Origin of the sequence: Streptomyces sp. NPDC051662 (assembly GCF_040681655.1) — a bacterium.
In the GTDB taxonomy this organism is placed as follows: domain Bacteria; phylum Actinomycetota; class Actinomycetes; order Streptomycetales; family Streptomycetaceae; genus Streptomyces.
The window spans coordinates 68002-84606 of sequence record NZ_JBFAZD010000014.1 but is presented as its reverse complement, the minus strand read 5'-3'; the positions used below and the strand labels follow the sequence as shown (position 1 = coordinate 84606).

16 protein-coding genes and 1 tRNA gene are annotated in these 16605 nt (G+C 70.7%); 10 read left to right on the top strand and 7 right to left on the bottom strand.

The genetic code is table 11. From position 1 onward, the window contains the following. Positions 1-6: 6 nt before the first annotated feature. The 3 genes from AB0M67_RS23665 to AB0M67_RS23655 all read right to left on the bottom strand — a co-directional run bounded on the left by AB0M67_RS23665 (position 7) and on the right by AB0M67_RS23655 (position 2808). Entirely contained in the window at positions 7-1089 is a 1083-nt protein-coding gene (locus tag AB0M67_RS23665) for an LLM class flavin-dependent oxidoreductase (RefSeq protein WP_365748395.1), read from the bottom strand. A gap of 82 nt (positions 1090-1171) precedes the next feature. Beyond that, positions 1172-1909: a decarboxylase gene (locus tag AB0M67_RS23660; protein WP_365748393.1), complete on the bottom strand. Its 738-nt coding sequence runs from the start codon at positions 1907-1909 to the stop codon at positions 1172-1174. After that, positions 1906-2808: a decarboxylase gene (locus tag AB0M67_RS23655; protein WP_365748391.1), complete on the bottom strand. Its 903-nt coding sequence runs from the start codon at positions 2806-2808 to the stop codon at positions 1906-1908. Before AB0M67_RS23655 ends, AB0M67_RS23660 begins: the two co-directional genes overlap by 4 nt. Before the next feature lie 228 nt (positions 2809-3036). On the opposite strand from AB0M67_RS23655, the gene AB0M67_RS23650 reads away from it, so the two are divergent. Both AB0M67_RS23650 and AB0M67_RS23645 read left to right on the top strand, forming a co-directional pair. Further along, positions 3037-3987, top strand: a complete 951-nt coding sequence (locus tag AB0M67_RS23650; RefSeq protein ID WP_365748389.1) for a D-2-hydroxyacid dehydrogenase — start codon at positions 3037-3039, stop codon at positions 3985-3987. Then, complete coding sequence (locus tag AB0M67_RS23645) at positions 3980-5488, top strand: amidase (protein ID WP_365748387.1); 1509 nt, start codon at positions 3980-3982, stop codon at positions 5486-5488. Before AB0M67_RS23650 ends, AB0M67_RS23645 begins: the two co-directional genes overlap by 8 nt. Here the strand turns inward: AB0M67_RS23645 and AB0M67_RS23640 are convergent. Then, positions 5469-5966: a DUF3830 family protein gene (locus tag AB0M67_RS23640; RefSeq protein WP_249949578.1), complete on the bottom strand. Its 498-nt coding sequence runs from the start codon at positions 5964-5966 to the stop codon at positions 5469-5471. The genes AB0M67_RS23645 and AB0M67_RS23640 overlap by 20 nt on opposite strands. 143 nt (positions 5967-6109) lie before the next feature. Between AB0M67_RS23640 and ehuB the strand changes: the two genes are divergently transcribed. From ehuB to AB0M67_RS23610, 6 genes are all read left to right on the top strand, one after another. Beyond that, complete coding sequence (gene ehuB, locus AB0M67_RS23635) at positions 6110-7018, top strand: ectoine/hydroxyectoine ABC transporter substrate-binding protein EhuB (RefSeq protein ID WP_365748385.1); 909 nt, start codon at positions 6110-6112, stop codon at positions 7016-7018. Then, the gene (ehuC, locus tag AB0M67_RS23630) at positions 7015-7689 is read left to right on the top strand and encodes an ectoine/hydroxyectoine ABC transporter permease subunit EhuC (protein WP_365748383.1); all 675 of its coding nucleotides are present in this window, start codon (positions 7015-7017) and stop codon (positions 7687-7689) included. Before ehuB ends, ehuC begins: the two co-directional genes overlap by 4 nt. Beyond that, on the top strand, positions 7686-8339 hold the full coding sequence (gene ehuD / locus AB0M67_RS23625) for an ectoine/hydroxyectoine ABC transporter permease subunit EhuD (RefSeq protein ID WP_365748380.1): 654 nt from the start codon (positions 7686-7688) through the stop codon (positions 8337-8339). The genes ehuC and ehuD overlap by 4 nt, the downstream gene beginning before the upstream one ends. Continuing rightward, positions 8329-9105: an ectoine/hydroxyectoine ABC transporter ATP-binding protein EhuA gene (gene ehuA, locus AB0M67_RS23620; RefSeq protein WP_365748379.1), complete on the top strand. Its 777-nt coding sequence runs from the start codon at positions 8329-8331 to the stop codon at positions 9103-9105. Before ehuD ends, ehuA begins: the two co-directional genes overlap by 11 nt. A 166-nt stretch (positions 9106-9271) precedes the next feature. After that, complete coding sequence (locus AB0M67_RS23615) at positions 9272-10030, top strand: IclR family transcriptional regulator C-terminal domain-containing protein (RefSeq protein ID WP_365748377.1); 759 nt, start codon at positions 9272-9274, stop codon at positions 10028-10030. Between the two features lie 83 nt (positions 10031-10113). Next, a tRNA-Lys gene (locus tag AB0M67_RS23610) sits at positions 10114-10187 on the top strand. Positions 10188-10241: 54 nt separating this feature from the next. On the opposite strand, the gene AB0M67_RS23605 is transcribed toward AB0M67_RS23610, so the two are convergent. Both AB0M67_RS23605 and AB0M67_RS23600 read right to left on the bottom strand, forming a co-directional pair. Further along, positions 10242-10730 carry a phospholipase gene (locus tag AB0M67_RS23605; protein WP_365748375.1) on the bottom strand — a complete coding sequence of 163 codons (489 nt, stop codon included), beginning with the start codon at positions 10728-10730 and terminating at the stop codon, positions 10242-10244. Positions 10731-11007: 277 nt separating this feature from the next. Beyond that, positions 11008-12315: a sensor domain-containing protein gene (locus AB0M67_RS23600; protein ID WP_365748374.1), complete on the bottom strand. Its 1308-nt coding sequence runs from the start codon at positions 12313-12315 to the stop codon at positions 11008-11010. A gap of 132 nt (positions 12316-12447) precedes the next feature. Between AB0M67_RS23600 and AB0M67_RS23595 the strand changes: the two genes are divergently transcribed. Then, positions 12448-13302 carry an ABC transporter ATP-binding protein gene (locus AB0M67_RS23595; protein ID WP_365748372.1) on the top strand — a complete coding sequence of 285 codons (855 nt, stop codon included), beginning with the start codon at positions 12448-12450 and terminating at the stop codon, positions 13300-13302. Next, complete coding sequence (locus AB0M67_RS23590; RefSeq protein WP_365748370.1) at positions 13296-15791, top strand: ABC transporter permease; 2496 nt, start codon at positions 13296-13298, stop codon at positions 15789-15791. Before AB0M67_RS23595 ends, AB0M67_RS23590 begins: the two co-directional genes overlap by 7 nt. A gap of 102 nt (positions 15792-15893) precedes the next feature. Here the strand turns inward: AB0M67_RS23590 and AB0M67_RS23585 are convergent, their stop codons facing one another. After that, positions 15894-16481: a lytic polysaccharide monooxygenase gene (locus AB0M67_RS23585; protein WP_249949588.1), complete on the bottom strand. Its 588-nt coding sequence runs from the start codon at positions 16479-16481 to the stop codon at positions 15894-15896. Between the last annotated feature and the right edge of the window lie 124 nt (positions 16482-16605).

The window sequence follows — 16605 nt, the reverse complement described above, 5'->3', positions numbered from 1 at the left end:
CGGCCGTCAGGCGGGCAGGCCGTAGGCGTCCGCGATCAGCTCATAGCTGCGCAGCCGCTCCTCGCCGCTGTGCGCGTGGGTGGTGAGCATCAACTCATCGGCGCCCGTGCGCTTCTGAAGGTCGTTGAGGCCGTCGCGGACCGCGTCCGAGGTGCCGTGCACGATATTGACCAGCCAGTTGTCCACGAACTCCTGCTCCATCGCGCTGAACCGGTACGCCTCGGCCTCTTCCGGTGTCGGCACGAGCCCCGGTCGGCCGGTGCGCAGCTGGACCATGGAGAGGGCGCCGGTCATGACCTGGCGGCGGGCCTCGCGCTCGTCGTCCGCGGCCAGGGCCGAGACGCCGATCAGCGCGTAGGGGGCGTCGAGGACGGCGGAGGGGCGGAACGACTCCCGGTACAGATCGAGCGCCGGGACGGTGTTCTGCGCCGAGAAGTGGTGGGCGAAGGCGAAGGGCAGCCCCAGCACCCCGGCCAGCCTGGCGCTGAAGCCGGAGGAGCCGAGCAGCCAGATCGGCGGCCGGCCCACGGGGCCCTGGACCCGGCCCGGCACCGCGTGGATACGGGAGTACGGGTGGCCGTCCGGGAAGTCGTCGTCCAGGAACCGGGTCAGCTCGGCGAGCTGCTGCGGGAAGTCGTCGGCGCCTTCGTTCAGCCGCTCGGAGCGGCGCAGCGCGGCGGCCGTCGCCCCATCGGTGCCGGGCGCGCGGCCGAGGCCCAGATCGACCCGGCCAGGGGCGAGCGCCTCCACCGTGCCGAACTGCTCGGCAATCACCAGCGGAGCGTGGTTGGGCAGCATCACGCCGCCGGAGCCGAGCCGGATGCGCTCGGTGTGGGCGGCGAGATGCGCGAGGATCACGGCCGGGGAGGACGAGGCGACGCCCGGCATGGAGTGGTGCTCGGCGACCCAGTGCCGGTGGTATCCCCTGCGCTCGGCGAGCTTCGCGAGCGCGACGCTCGTCCGGAGCGACCGGGTGGCCGTGGAGCCTCTGCCCACGGTGACCAGATCCAGTACCGAGAGGGGTACGGGTGCGGTGCCGTGTGCCGTGCCCCTGATGCCGTCCGTCGTGCCTCGGCTCGCGTCGTCCACCGGTCAGACCCTCCTGCGTAGCGAATACGTACAGAGGTACGACAACAGGAGGGTCTCTCCGTTTATTCCCGGGCCGGGTTTCTCATTTGTGCGGGGCCTCGTACTCCCGGCCTTCGAACAGCTTCCCCAGCCGGGGCCCCCACGCCCTGCGCCGCGCGAGCCGCAGTCCCTCCCAGACCGTCACCTGGTTCGCGGTGAGGACCGGCTTGCCGAGGATCTCCTCCAACTCGGGCAGATACGCGATCGTGTGCAGGGCCGTGTCCGGGAGCAGGACGACCTCCGCGTCCGGGTGATCGCCCGCGCGGGCCAGTTCGAGGACCTGCTCCCGCTCCCAGGTGCCGACCTCGGCCGCGGTGATGATGCCGCTCGCCCGGTCCGAGACGACCTCGATCGCGGCGGCCTTGAGGAAGGCGGCGAAATACGCGGTGACATCCGCCGGATAGGTGGCGGCGATGGCGACCCGGGAGGCGCCCAGCGCGCGTACGGCGTGGGCGAAGGCGAACGACGTGCTCGACGCCGGCAGTCCGGCGGCGGTGGCCAGGGCTCGGGTCTGCTTATGGGCGCCCTCCCACCCGTAGATGAAGCTTCCGCTGGTACAGGCCCAGACCACGGACTCGGCACCGGCGAGGCGCAGCTCTTCCACCCCCTCGGCGAGCCGTGCGTCCGCACCCATCCGGAGCAGCGCGTCGACGCGGTGGGCATCCTCGCCGATATCGGTGTGAACGACCGGCAGTCTGATGTCGCTGCCGAACATCATCTCGATGCGGGGGTAGTCGTCCTCGGCCGAATGCCCGGGGTAGAGGAGTCCGACGGTGGTCATGTCCATCCTTCCGTATCTTCCGGCAGCGGCTCCGCCGACGGGGCGGTCTGCCCCTGCGGGGCGACCCCGACCGGGCCGACCGGCCCGATCGGCGCTGCCGGTGACACGGGCGCGACCGGTGGCAAGGGCTCCACCGGCGGCAGCGTCGGGACCTCGTGCGTCGAGGGCCGATCGAGCAGCAGCGCCTGGTACGGACCGACGGCGTGTGCTCCGAGCCTGCGCAGTGCCGCCCACATCGTCACCTGGTTGGCGGACAGGACGGGCATCCTCAGCTCGGCCTCCAGCTGCGGAATCGCGTCGTAGGTCGGCAGATTCGTACAGCTGATGAAGAGCGCGTCGGCCGCCCCGACAACGGCCTGTCGCGCCATGTCCACGACCGAGCGGTACGGCACCTTCCAGATGTGCCGGGTCAGCCCCAGAAAAGCGCGACCCGTCACAGTTACCCCGACCTCACCCAGATACTCCTCCAGCGACTGGGTGACCGACTCCGTATAGGGCGTGACCAGCGCGATACGGCCGACGCCCAGCTCCGTCAGCGCCTCGACCAGGGCGCCCGAGGTGGTGAGCGAGGGCACCTCACCGGCGCGGGTCATCGCCTCGCACATGGCGCGCTCGCCCGCCGCTCCGCCGACAAAACTGCCGGAGGTGCAGGCGTAGGCGATGACCTCGGGCTCCGAGGCGCCGAGCGCCCTGACCGCCTCGCCCAGGGTCTCGTGCTCGCTGACCAGCCGGGCGAGGTCGAGGGAGACCTCGACCGGCACGTAGGGCGTGCGGGTGACCCGCAGCGAGATGTCGTCCGGCACCCACCGCCACAGTTCACGGTCGAGTGCGAAATCGAAGGGAGCCACGACTCCAACACCACGCTGCGGCTCCGGACCACCCAGAAAGGAGACTTCCATGGCATGCCCCCTTGTCGGGTATCAGGCTCTTGTTGACGACGGTAGGAGCAAGGTGCGAGCGTGGTCAATCAGCCCATCTCAGACGTTGCACGGAATTTTCCCGAGGGAAATCCCGAGGGAACCCCGCCCGGCCCGATCCTCGGCGGATTCCCGCCGTTCTCGGCGGCTCCCCTCCAGCCGCTCGGCGAACCCGCCGACGGTCCGGCCCCGGCAGAAGGGCTCCTCCTCATGCCAGCACCCACCCTCCTCGTCCTGGAGGCGGACCCTCCGCCACGGTTGGGCCGGCTCACCGGAAAGGCACGGATCCGCTCCGTCGACGAGACCGCTCTCGCGGCCGAACTCCCGCACGCGGACGCCCTGCTGGTCTGGGACTTCACCTCCGACGCGGTACGGAACGCCTGGCCGGGTGAGGGGCCGCGGCCCGGCTGGGTACACACCGCGAGCGCCGGGGTGGACCGGCTGCTCTGCCCCGAGCTGGTCGCCTCCGACACGGTCGTGACCAATGCCCGGGGCATCTTCGAGGCGCCGATCGCGGAGTATGTGGCAGGTCTGGTGCTCGCCATGGCGAAGGATCTCCCCGGCACGCTGGAGCTCCAGCGCCAGCGCCGCTGGCGCCATCGCGAGGGCCTTCAGGTCGCGGGCAGCCGGGCGGTCGTGATCGGCGCGGGCCCGATCGGCCGGGCCGTGGCCGACACACTGCGGGCGCTGGGCGTGACGGTGGCCGTCACCGGCCGTACGGCGCGCCCCGGCGTGCACGCCGCCGACCAGTTGGACCGGCTGGTGATCCGGGCCGACTGGGTGATCTCCGCGGCGCCGCTCACGGACGCCACTCGGGGCATGTTCGACGCGCGGCTCTTCGGCCTGATGCAGCCTTCCGCCCGCTTCATCAATGTGGGCCGAGGTCAGCTCGTGGTGGAGGACGATCTCGTCGCGGCGGTGTCGAAGCGGTGGATCGCGGGCGCGGCGCTCGATGTCTTCGCGCGGGAGCCGCTGGACGCGGACGACAGGCTCTGGGACGTACCCGGTCTGATCATCTCCCCGCATATGAGCGGGGACACCGTCGGCTGGCGCGACCGGCTGGGTGAGCAGTTCGTGGAACTTTATGAACTTTGGGCGGCCGGAAAGCCCCTGCCGAACGTGGTGGACAAGAAACGTGGGTACGTCCCCATGCATGACTGATCTCACGACCGACCCCACGCGCCTCACCGACCTCACCGCGCGTCAGCTGCTGGCCGGCTACGAGAGGGGCGACTTCTCGCCACTCGACGCGACCCGTGCCGTACTGGACCGGATCGAGGTGGTGCAGCCGCTGGTCAACGCCTTCGTACGGGTGGACGCCGAGGCGGCGCTCGCCCAGGCGGAGGCGTCCACCGCCCGCTGGCGCGGCAGGGAACCGCGGGGGCTGCTCGACGGGGTCCCGGTCTCGGTGAAGGACCTCTTCCTCCAGCGCGGGAGCCCCACCCTGCGCGGCTCCCGGACCGTACGGGCCGAGGGCGCCTGGGACGAGGACGCGCCGGCGGTGGCGCGGCTGCGGGAACACGGCGCGGTCCTCGTCGGCAAGACCACCACGCCGGAGTTCGGCTGGAAGGGGGTCACCGACTCACCGCTGAGCGGGGTGACCCGTAATCCGTACGATCCCTCCCGGACGTCGGGCGGGTCCAGCGGCGGCAGCGCGGCGGCCGTGGCGCTGGGCGCGGGCCCGCTCTCCATCGGCACGGACGGCGGCGGCTCGGTCCGTATCCCCGCCTCCTTCTGCGGGATCTTCGGGTTCAAACCGACGTACGGCCGGGTGCCGCTCTATCCGTCCAGCCCGTTCGGCACGCTCGCGCACGCCGGGCCGATGACCCGGGACGCGGCGGATGCCGCGCTGCTGATGGATGTGATCAGCGGCGCCGACTGGCGCGACTGGTCGCAGCTCGCCCCGTCGCCGGGCCTCTCCGCCGCGCTGACGGGGAGTACGGGGGCGGAGGGCGCGGGCGGCGTCAAGGGGCTGCGGATCGCGTACTCCCCGACCTTCGGCAATCAGGTCCCGGTGCGCCCGGCGGTGGCCTCGGCCGTACGGCGCGCGGTGGGCCGGCTCGCCGAGCTGGGAGCGTATATCGAGGAGGCCGATCCGGACGTCACGGATCCGGTGGAAGCCTTCCACACGCTGTGGTTCAGCGGCGCGGCCCGGCTGGTGGAGCCGTTCGGGGCGGAGCAGCGGGAGCTGCTCGATCCGGGGCTGCGGGAGATCGTCGCGGTCGGTGAGCGCTACAGCGCGCTGGACTATCTGGCGGCGGTCGACGCGCGGATGGAGCTGGGCCGGCGGTTCGGCCGGTTCCACGAGTCGTACGACCTGCTCGTCACACCGACGCTGCCGATCACCGCGTTCGAGGCGGGCCGGGAGACACCGCGCGGGTCGGGGCAGCGGCGCTGGACGGGGTGGACGCCGTTCACCTACCCGTTCAATCTGACGCAGCAGCCCGCCGCGAGCGTCCCGTGCGGGGTGGACGAGGACGGGCTGCCGATCGGCGTGCAGCTGGTCGCGGCCCGGCACGCGGACGCGCTGGTGCTGCGCGCCGCGCACGCGCTGTACGCGTCGGGGGCCGCGCCCGGCCTTCCCGGCCCGGGGTCGTCCGGTCTTCCCGGCCCGGGGTCGTCCGGCTCTCCCGGCCCGGGGGCTACTCCCGTCGGAAGCTGAGCGTCTCGCCGATGGCGCCCGCGCGCCACAGGTCCTGGCAGGCCTCGGCCATCCGGTCGAGGCCGTCCACCACCGTCCCCCAGACGATGCCCGGGATCCAGCCCATGTCCCCGTTGATCAGGAGATTGTTGCGCTCGTAGAAGAGCGCCAGGTCCACGACGGTGCGCCGGCCGCGCACCGCCTTCTCGTCGTAGCCGTAGGACGACGTGCCCAGCTCCGTGTCGGAGAAGGTGAAGTAGCAGAGGTCCCCGGGGATCGGGGTCACGGTCGGGTTCTCCAGTGGCGGTTCCTCGGCGGCGAAGGCCGGGAAGAGCGCGTAGATCTCATTGCGGGCGTACTTCGCGTGGTACACGTCCGAGCCCAGCGGCAGCGCCTCCCACACCGCCGCGCAGGTCACCGGGGCCCGGTCATCCAGGAGTTTCGCGGTGCAGCGCACCCCGCGCTTGTCGAGCGACACAGTTACAAATCGGTCGGCCATGTCCTCATGGTCCTCATCTGATCCACTGAGTCAAGGCCACCCGACCGCGCACGGGATGATCTCAGGACCGGCTCGAATCGATGTGCATAACCCGTATGGAGTCGGGTAGCCGCGCGCCCATGGCTTCACCACCAGAACACGACATGGAAAGAACCGCGGAACGCCCCATAGGCCGCCCGTCACCGGGCCGTCGAGCCCTGGGCCGCCGGTCCCTTCTGCTGGGCACGGCGGCGCTGGGTGCCGCGGGGGCGCTCGGCGCCGCCGGCTGCGGCAGGATTCCCTCCGGTGACACGCTCGCCCGGCTGAAATCGCAGCGCACGGTGCGGCTCGGTATCGCGGGCGAGGCACCCTACGGATTCATCAACGAACAGGGCGATTTCACCGGTGAGGCGGTGGAGCTGGCGAAGGTGATCTTCAAGCGGCTCGGGGTCGGCGCCGTACAGCCCGTGGCCACCGATTTCTCGTCGCTGATCCCCGGCCTCAATTCGCAGCAGTTCGATGTCGTCTCGGCCGGGATGTACATCAACAAGGAGCGCTGCGCGCAGGTCATCTTCGCCGATCCCGAATACCAGATGCTCGACTCGTTCATCGTGCGCAAGGGCAACCCCAAAGGGCTGCACTCGTACCAGGACGTGGTGCGGACCAAAGCGAAGATCGCCACCGGCACCGGCTACGCGGAAATCGACTATGCGATATCCGCCGGGGTCCCCGAAAAGGAACTCGTCATCCTCCAGGACCCGGTCGCGGGGCTGAACGCGGTCGAGTCCGGCCGGGTCGACGTATTCGCGGGCACCGCGCTCACCGGGCGCGATGTGGTGAAGAAGAGCGACAAGGCGGAAGCCACCAAGCCGTTCGCGCCGATCGTGGACGGCGAGAAGAAGATCGACGGTGGCGGGTTCGCCTTCCGCCCCACGGATTCCGCTCTCCGGGACGCCTTCAATGTCGAGATCCACAAGATGAAGAAGAGCGGCGAGCTGCTCCGCGTCCTCAAGCCGTTCGGCTTCACGGAGGCGGAGATGACCACCCTGACCGCAGAGGAGCTGTGCGCATGACAGCCGGCCTCTGGACCAACTGGGTGCTGCCCGGTATCTGGATCACGATCCAGCTCACGCTGTACAGCGCCGCGCTCGCCACCGCCGTGGCCTTCACCGTCGGTACGGCGCGTACGCACAGCTCGCGCTTCGTCCGCTTCCTCGCGGGCCTCTACACCGAGATCTTCCGGGGCACCTCGGCGCTGGTGCTGATGTTCTGGCTGTTCTTCGTCATGCCGGGCCTGTTCGGCTGGGCCCTGGTCCCGATGTGGGCCGCCGTGCTGGCGCTGGGCCTGTCGTACGGGGCGTACGGCGCCGAGGTCGTACGCGGCGCCCTGAACTCCGTGGCGCCCGCGCAGCGCGAGGCGGGCATCGCCCTGAACTTCTCGCCCTGGCAGCGCATGCGGCTGATCCTGCTTCCCCAGGCGATCCCGGAGATGATCCCGCCGTTCTGCAATCTCCTCATCGAGTTGCTGAAGGGCACCGCGCTGGTCTCCCTGCTCGGCGTCGCCGATGTGTCGTTCGCCGCCTATCTGGTGCGACTGGCCACCCAGGAGAGCGCGCAGATCTACTCGGTGACGCTGGTGATCTATTTCGTACTCGCGTTTGTCCTGGCCCGTGGAATGAAGGCACTTGAGCGCAGGACCAAGGCCGGGATCGGCATCACGGCGACACCGGGAGGCACCCGATGAACAATTGGGACTGGTCCGCCGTCGCGGACTTCATGCCACGCTTCTGGGACGGTCTGCTCCTCACCCTTCAGGTGCTGGTGCTCGGCTCGCTGCTCTCCTTCACGCTCGGTCTGGTCTGGGCGATCGGTTTCCGAGCGCCGACACGTTTCGTCCGGTGGCCGGTCAATGTCATCACCGAGTTCATCCGGAACACCCCGCTGCTCGTGCAGCTGTTCTTCTTCTTCTTCGTGCTGCCCGAATGGGGTGTGCAGTTCTCCGGGATGACCACCGGCACGATCGCGATCGGTCTGCACTATTCGACGTACACCGCCCAGGTCTACCGCGCCGGAATCGACGCGGTGCCGGTCGGGCAGTGGGAGGCGGCCACCGCGCTCAGCCTGCCGGCCGGCCGTACCTGGATGGCGGTGATCCTGCCGCAGGCGATCCGGCGGATCGTGCCCGCGCTGGGCAATTACGTCATCTCGATGCTGAAGGACACGCCCCTGCTCGCCGGAATCAGTGTGCTGGAAATGCTCCAGCAGTCCCGGCTGGAGAGCGCGACCACCTTCCAGTACACCGAACCGCTGACCGTGGTCGGTGTCGCCTTCATTCTCATCGCCTACCCGGCTTCTCTTCTCATGCGAGCCCTGGAGCGTCGTCTTGTCCGCTGACATATCCACCACCGAAATCACCGATCCGGCGGGTGAGCTGATCCGTTTCGAGAAGGTCACCAAGCGGTTCGGAAAGAACACCGTGCTGGACGATCTCTGTTTCTCCGTGCGGCCCGGGAAACATGTGACCCTGATCGGCCCGTCCGGCTCCGGAAAGACGACGATCCTGCGGCTGCTGATGACTCTCGTCAAACCGGACGAGGGTGTCATCACCATCAATGGCGACAGACTCTTCCCCGCCGACAACAAGCATGTCCGTGAAGTGCGCAAGAGCATCGGCATGGTCTTCCAGCAGTTCAATCTCTTCCCCAACATGAACGTCCTGCGCAATGTCACCGAGGCCCCGGTGAAGGTGCTGGGGCTGAGCAAGGACGAGGCGGAGGAACGCGGCCGTGAGCTGCTCGATCTGGTCGGCCTCGGCGACCGCTGCGGGGCGAAGCCGACCCAGCTCTCGGGCGGCCAGCAGCAGCGGGTGGCGATCGCCCGCGCGCTGGCGATGCGGCCGAAGATCCTGCTGCTCGACGAGGTCACCTCGGCGCTCGACCCCGAACTGGTCGCGGGCGTACTCGACGTGCTCCGGGACATCGCGCGCACCACGGACATCACGATGCTCTGTGTGACCCACGAGATGAACTTCGCCAGGGACATCTCCGACGACGTCCTGATGTTCGACGCGGGCAAGGTCATCGAATCGGGGCCACCGGAGAAGATCTTCTCCGAGCCGGAGCACGAACGTACGCGCGAGTTCCTGGGCGCGGTGCTCTGACCTCGTATCCGCGCTGACAAGTATACCCATGGCATATGCCGGAGCGATACGGCCCAGCCCAGAGCGCCGGTCCGCCCGCCCCTTATGGGCAACCACCGCCCCGGCGAAGGCTCTTGACGGCTATCGTGGTGCGGGAGCTTGCGGTCACAACCTGCTGGGGGGAACCGTGGTGCTGAAGCCGGAGCCGACCGCGCCGTTCCATTCGGTGCGGTATGTGCTGCGCGTGCTGGAGGCCGTGTCCAGGTATGGCGGCGGGGTGACCGAGGCCCGGATAGCCAGGGAGAGCGGGCTGCCGACCGGTCATCTGGCTCCCCTGCTCTCCATGCTGCGGCGCGAGGGATACGTGGAGCAGGTCGCGGACGGCGCGTATGTGATCGGCGACTCGCTGGCGCTGCTCGGCTCCGGCGCGGCCCGGCAGCGGGCCCTGGCGGACAGGCTCCAGAACACGCTGGACGAGCTGCGCGACTCGGTCGGGGCGGCCGTCTACCTCAGCCGCTACATCGACGGTGAGATCAAGGTCACCCAGGTCGCCGACGGCCCGCTGACGCCCGCGGTCAATGAGTATGTGGACTTCCGCGCCACCGCCCACGCCAGCGCGATCGGCAAGTGTCTGCTGACCCAGCTGGACAGGGACGGCCGCCGGGACCATCTGGACCGCCACAAGATCGCCCGGTTCACCTCCCGGACGATCACCAGCGAGCGGCTGCTGTTCTCCCGGCTCGACAGCCAGGCGCCGACGGTGCCGGTGCTCGATCTTCAGGAGTACGCGCTGGGGACGGTCTGCGCCGCGGTCCCGCTGACGGCGGGCTCCACCGTGGGCTGTCTGGCGCTGTCACTGCCGGTCGAGCACGCCCATCGGCTACGGGTGGCGGCGGAGACCCTGAACCGCGGGGCGGCGCCGCTCGCCCTCTCGCTGACGATCTAGGGCCTGCTCCGACTACTCCGGCGCTCCATCGGGTGGTGGTCCTGAGCACCCCGGACCACCGGGTATTATTTTCGAGTCAGCAGGCGCCGCTAGCTCAGTTGGTTAGAGCAGCTGACTCTTAATCAGCGGGTCCGGGGTTCGAGTCCCTGGCGGCGCACAGACAGGGGAAGGCCCCTCGCGAAAGCGGGGGGCCTTCCTTCTTTCAGGATCTTCAGACCACGGACCTCGAACCGTCCACCATCGGGCTCACGCCGAAGATGTCGACCGCGTGGTAGTACGTCCACGCCAGCGCGTCGCAGGACGTCTTCGTCGCGCCCGAGTAGCCCGAGCACACCCGCTTCAGGTCCGCGTAGAACGCGGAGTCGAGGCGCGCCTTGTTCGCCGGGAACTGACCGGCCGCCTTGTAGTTGCGGTAGCCGAAGTCGTGACGGGCACAGGCGGTCTGGAACGGGAAGCCGAAGGGGTTGTCCGGGGAGGACGAGCAGTAGTCCGTGGACCAGTCGAAGCCATAGGCCGACCATGCGCCCTGGTTACCCCGGGCGGCGACCCAGGAGTTGTAGCTGGCGGCGGACTCCTGGGTCCAGCCGCTGAGGACCTGCGGCTTGTCGGCCGGGGCGGCGGCGGCCTGAGAGGCCGTCACCAGGGAGGCGGCGAGGGCGAGTACGGCTGAGGCGAGCGGAAGTGCCAGACGTCGACGCATGACGGTGATCCTCCGGGCGAGGTATGGGGGGACATGGGGGGACAGACGCTCCGCGCCCGGGTGGGCACGGAGCGTCCACAGAGTGAGCGGCGCGGCTGTCGCAGGGATCTACGCGCGATGACCGACGCGGGAATGGTCCCCCAAATCCCGGCGTCGGCAAACCCCTTGGGCGACGAACTCCCGGCTGACGGCGTTCAGTTGACGCATCCGTCCCCCGATGACCGATCTGCGCCCGGCCGCTGGGACGGACGGGACGCCCGACCAGCCGTCTGGACGACTACTCGTCGACTCCCTTGACCGGGCAGGGGATTTCGACCCGCAGGACGGTCGGGCCACCGGCCGGGCTGGACAGCGAGAGCCTGCCGTCCAGTACGGAGACACGGTCGGCCAGTCCGGTCAGTCCGCTTCCCCCGCCCGCGCGGGCGCCGCCGTCGCCGTCGTCCTCGATCTCCAGCACCAGCCGCCCGTCGCCGTACCGGCCGGAGACGGTGACCTGGCTCGCCCCGCTGTGCCTGCCCGCGTTCGCCAGCGCCTCGCACACCACGAAGTACGCGGTGGCCTCCACCGCGTCGGAGAACCGCCGGGCCCCCTCGATCCGTACGTCCACCGGCAGCGCGGAGCGGTCGGCCACATCCGCGACGGCCGCCGCGAGTCCGTAGTCGGTGAGGACCTTGGGGTGTATGCCCCTGATCAGTTCGCGCAGCTCCGCCAGCGCCTCGCCGGCCTCCTGGTGCGCCGCGTCGATACGGTCGGCGACCGGGCCGGGCGGGGCGTCCAGCCTGGCCAGACCGAGCGTCATGGTCAGCGCGACCAGTCGCTGCTGGGCACCGTCGTGCAGATCTCGTTCGATCCGGCGCCGCTCCGCCTCGAAGGCGTCCACCAACCGCACCCGGGAGCGGCTCAGTTCGGTGACCCGCTGACCGAGCGCGGTCTCCCGGGGCGCTATCAGGATCCGGGTCAGTCCGGCGCGGGCGCCGGCCAGCACGCCCAGCGCGTAACAGCAGACCGCGAGGAAGAGCAGCCCGAGCACGGCGAACGTGTACGCCATGGGCCAGGACGTGACCGTCCACACCTTGACGACCTTCACCTCCTCGCCGTCCCCCACGGTGGCCAGCAGCACCGGTGTGGCGACCATGGCGAGCGGCAGCAGCAGACAGAGGACGACGGCGATCGCGTCGAGCGGCCACAGCACCAGGGCGAGGAGCACGGCGTATCCCAGCTCCCGCCAGGTCGACCGCTCCTGGAAGCGGGTCCGCAGCCAGGGCCACAGCCCCGGTTCGGCCGGCCGGCCGTGCGGATCGGCGGCGGGCCGCTCATCGATCAGCCGTGTCCTGAACCGCTCCAGCCGGGCCACCGGCAGTCCGCCGAGCGCCGCCAGGGCGAGAAGCGGCAACCCGATCAGTACGAGGGAGAGCACCCCGCCGACGGCGAGGACGGCCACCGCCACCACCAGCACGGCGATCCCGACCGGTACGCCGCTGAGCAGATACGCCGCCGCGCGCCACGGCCAGGGCGAGAGCGGGAAGTCCGGCCGGGCCAGGGCCTGCCACAGGGTGCGGGAGCGGGTACGGGAGCGGGAGTGCATGGGAGGACCGTAGAAGGCGAACCGGAGTACGGGCCATCCATGCGGCCGGAGTATCCGGGGTAGTGCCTGCCCTACCCCAGGACTATGTCCTGCACTGGTGTGCTGGGCGTCACGCGACGGTGGAATTGGCCCATGACCCACGACATGGCCGACGACACACATCGCGACAGACGCGACGCGCACCGCGATGTGCACGGTGACGCGGACCGCGGCGCGCTCGGTGACACGTACCGCGGCGCGCTCGGCGAGGCGCACCGTGACGCGATTCGACTGCGCTCCGTACGCAGGATCCACGGATCGGGGGACAGCGCTGTCGCCGCCCTCGACGAGGTCTCCCTCTCCTTCCCCCGCGCCACCTTCACCGCCGTGATGGGTCCCTCCGGCTCCGGCAAGTCGACACTCCTCCAGTGCGCGGCCGGTCTCGACCGGCCCACCTCGGGTTCCGTGTCCATCGGCGGTACCGAACTGACGGAGCTGACCGAGAGGAGACTGACCCTGCTGCGCCGCGACCGTGTCGGCTTCGTCTTCCAGTCCTTCAATCTGCTGCCCTCGCTGACGGCCGAGCAGAATGTGGCGCTGCCGCTGCGGCTCGCCGGGCGCGGGGTCTCGCGGGCCCGGGTACGGGACGTACTGGACCGCGTCGGCCTGGCCGGCCGCGCGAAGCACCGGCCCTCCGAGCTGTCCGGCGGCCAGCAGCAGCGGGTCGCGCTCGCCCGCGCCCTGATCACCCGCCCCGAGGTGCTGTTCGCCGACGAGCCGACCGGGGCGCTGGACTCGCGGACCAGCCGTGAGGTGCTGGCCATGCTGCGCTCCCTGGTCGACCGGGACGGCGGCACGATCGTGATGGTCACCCATGACCCGGTCGCCGCCTCGTACGCCGATCGCGTCGTCTTCCTGGTCGACGGACGGGTCAGCGGCGAGCTGTCGGCGCCGTCCGCCGAGTCGATCGCCGCCCGGATGACCACGCTGGAGGCCGTGCCGTGCTGAGCGTCGCCCTGCGTACGCTGCGCAGCCGCTGGACCACCTTCGTGGGCAGTTTCGTCGCGCTCTCCTTGGGGGTCGGGCTGATCGCGACGATGGGGCTCGCCCTGGCCGCGAGTCTGGACGCGCCCGAGCGCCGCCCCGAGCGCTTCGCCGGGGCCCCGGTCGTGGTCAAGGGCGCGGACACCCTGCGCGTACCGACCCGGATCGGGGACCGAGTCGCGAAGCTGGACAGCCCTCGTCCCGTACCGCCGTCCCTGGCAGAGGAGTTGGCGGCCCTGGGCCGTACGGTCGAGGACCGTACGTTCGCGGTACGGGCCGAGGGCGGGCCGCCCGGACTGGTGGGTCACCCCTGGTCCACGGCCGCCTTCGCGCCGTACCGCGTCGACACCGGCCGGGCGCCGAGGGCGGCGGACGAGGCCGTGGCCACCGGCGACTGGACCGCGCCGGGCCAACGAGTGCGTACCGACCGGGGGACGGTGACGATCGTCGGTACCGTCCGGGATCTCGGCTTCGAGCGGGCGCTCTTCTACACGGACGCTCGCGCCGCCCAACTGTCGCCGCGAGTGGATCAGTTGGTGGTGGACGCCGATCCCCGGGCGGTACGGGAGACGGTGGCGGGCTCGGCGGACGCGGCGGGCGTACGGGTACTCACGGGCGCCGGCAGGAAGGACGCGGACGCCGATCCGGAGCGCGACAGCGAGGCGCTGGTCACGGTGAACGCGATGCTCGGCACGGCGGCCGGGGTCACCGGCTTCGTCTCGGTCTTCGTGGTGGCGTCGACGTTCGCCTTCGCGGTCGCGCAGCGGCGCCGGGAGTTCGGGCTGCTGCGCACGGCGGGCGCCACCCCGGGGCAGATCCGGCACATGGTGCTGGTCGAGGCGATGGTGGTGGGGGTGATGGCCTCGGCGGCGGGCTGCGCGCTGGGGGCGCGGGGGGCGCCCCTGCTGGCGGCGTGGCTGGTGGACGGCGGGCTCGCGCCGCGCTGGTTCGCCATCGGGTCCGCCACCTGGCCATATCAACTGGCTTTCTGGACCGGGCTGTTCGTGGCGCTCTCGGGTGCGGTGGCCGCGTCGCGGCGGGCCGGGAGGACGGGGCCCATGGAGGCGCTGCGTGACGCGGCGGTGGACACCGGGACCATGACCCGGGGCCGGTGGCTCTTCGGCGCGGGGCTGCTGCTGGTGGGGATCGGGGTGCCGGTCCACGCCCTGCTGACCGAACCGGGCGGTCTGCTCGGCCGTAAGTCGTACACGAGCGGGCCGATGCCGCTGATCGTCGCGTGCGCGCTGCTCGCGCCGGTTCTGGTGCCTCCGCTCGCCCGGCTGCTTGCCTGGCTGCCCGCCCGGCTGCCGGGCGCGACCGGCCTGTTGGTACGGGAGAACGCGTCGGCCGGGGTACGGCGCACCGCGGCCGTCGCCGCGCCCGTGCTGGTGACGGTCGCGCTGACGGGCTCCCTGCTCGGGGCCACGGCGACGCTCGACGGGGCGAAGGCCGAGGAGATCCGGCAGCGGACCACGGCGGATTTCGTGATCTCCGCGCCGGGCGGGGCGGCCGCGGCCGGGCGGGACCAGGCCGGACCGGGTTTCGACGCCGCGACGGTGGAGCGAATACGGCGGGTCCCCGGCACCGTGGTCTCCCCCACCGCCGCGAGCGCCGTCCATGTACGGGAGGACGGGGTGGCGCTGATCCGGTCCGACGCCCGCGCGGCCGATCCGGCGGCGCTCGCGGAGACGGCCCGACTGCCGCTCGCCGCGGGCCGGGTGACCGATCTGGACGACCGCTCGATCATCGTCAACGAGGAGTGGGAGCGGCGTACGGTCGGCGAGTCCGTGGACGTATGGCGGGCGGACGGTACGCGGACCACGCTGCGGATCGCCGCCGTCATGCGCGTCGGAACCGGCGGCAACGGGGTGTACGTGACGCCGCGCAACGCGCCGGGCGCGTCCGTCGACCGGATCGACGTGACGCTCGCGGAGGGCGCCGACGCGAGCGCCGTGGCGGCCGGTCTGCGCGCGGCGACCGGGCGCTCGGGCGGCCAGGTGTTCACCAAGGAGGCGTGGGTGGCGGCCAGTTACCCCGAGACCGACGGCAGAACACGGGCGGGGTTTCTGCTGGTCCTCGGCATCGCACTGCTCTACACCGGGATCTCCTTGGTGAACACCCTGGTCATGGCGGGGTCCGACCGAGTGCGGGAGCTGGCCGCGCTCCGGCTCGCGGGCGCCACGGCGCCTCAGGTGCTACGGCTCGTCGCGGCGGAGGCGCTGCTGGTCGTGGCGGTCGGGACCGTGCTCGGCACGCTGGTAGCGGGGGTCGGTCTGGCCGGGTTGTGGGGCGCACTGGGTGTTCTGCACGCGGCGTCCCCGCTCGTACTGCCGTGGCACGCGCTCGGCGCGGCGGCGGGCGCGTGCGCGGTGCTCGCCACGGTCTCCGCGGTGATCCCGGCCGCGCTCTCCCTGCGCGGGCGGCCGGTGGAGTACGCGGGCGCGCGTGAGTGACACGAGCCTCGGGGAGCGCGGACCGCACGACGGCGGACCGTGAGGAGCCGCGCTCCCCGAGGTCCTACTGGTTACTTCTGGTTACTGCTGCTGAGGCATGCCTCAGAACTGGACGTCGGAGCAGGCGTAGAACGCGTTCGACGTGTCAGCGATGGTCCAGACAGCCACGATCAGGTGCCGGCCCGACTTCGAGGGCAGCGTGCCCGAGTGCGACAGCGTCGCGGGCGGCTGCTGGTTGTTGTACGGCACCGTCAGGAACGGCTGGGAGTCGAGAGCCGCACGGGTGACCGGTGCGTTCGAGTTCCATCCGTTCTTGGTGATGTAGTACTTGAAGTCGGTCGTGGCGTGCCGGGCGGTGAACTGCCAGCGGAAGTTGTAGCTCTGGCCGCTCGATACCTTGGTGGTGGGCCAGGCACCGCCGCGCGGGTCATCGAGCTGCGCGAACTGGCCGAGACCGCCGGAGCAGATCTTGCCGTCGGCGGGACCGCCGGCCGGGAAGCCCTTGGGCCCCTCGACGCTCTGCGGTTCCCACTGGATGTTGCCGCAGTTGGTCACGGTGCCATTGGCACAGAGCTTCTGGCGGCTGATGGGGGAGTCGGTGTAGCCGTGGCTGCTGGCGCTGCCGGTGGCGAGCAGGGAGACGCCCGCGACCGCGAGGCCGACCACGGCCGCGCCAATCTTCTTTCGCATGCTTCGCTCCAGAGAACGTGGGGAGTTCGGTGAGCCGTGCTGCGCGCGTGCAGGGTGAGCACATCTGCGGTCTAGACCAAGTCCTAGAGTATGGACAGAACTTGACCGTGTCCATAACAAGTAC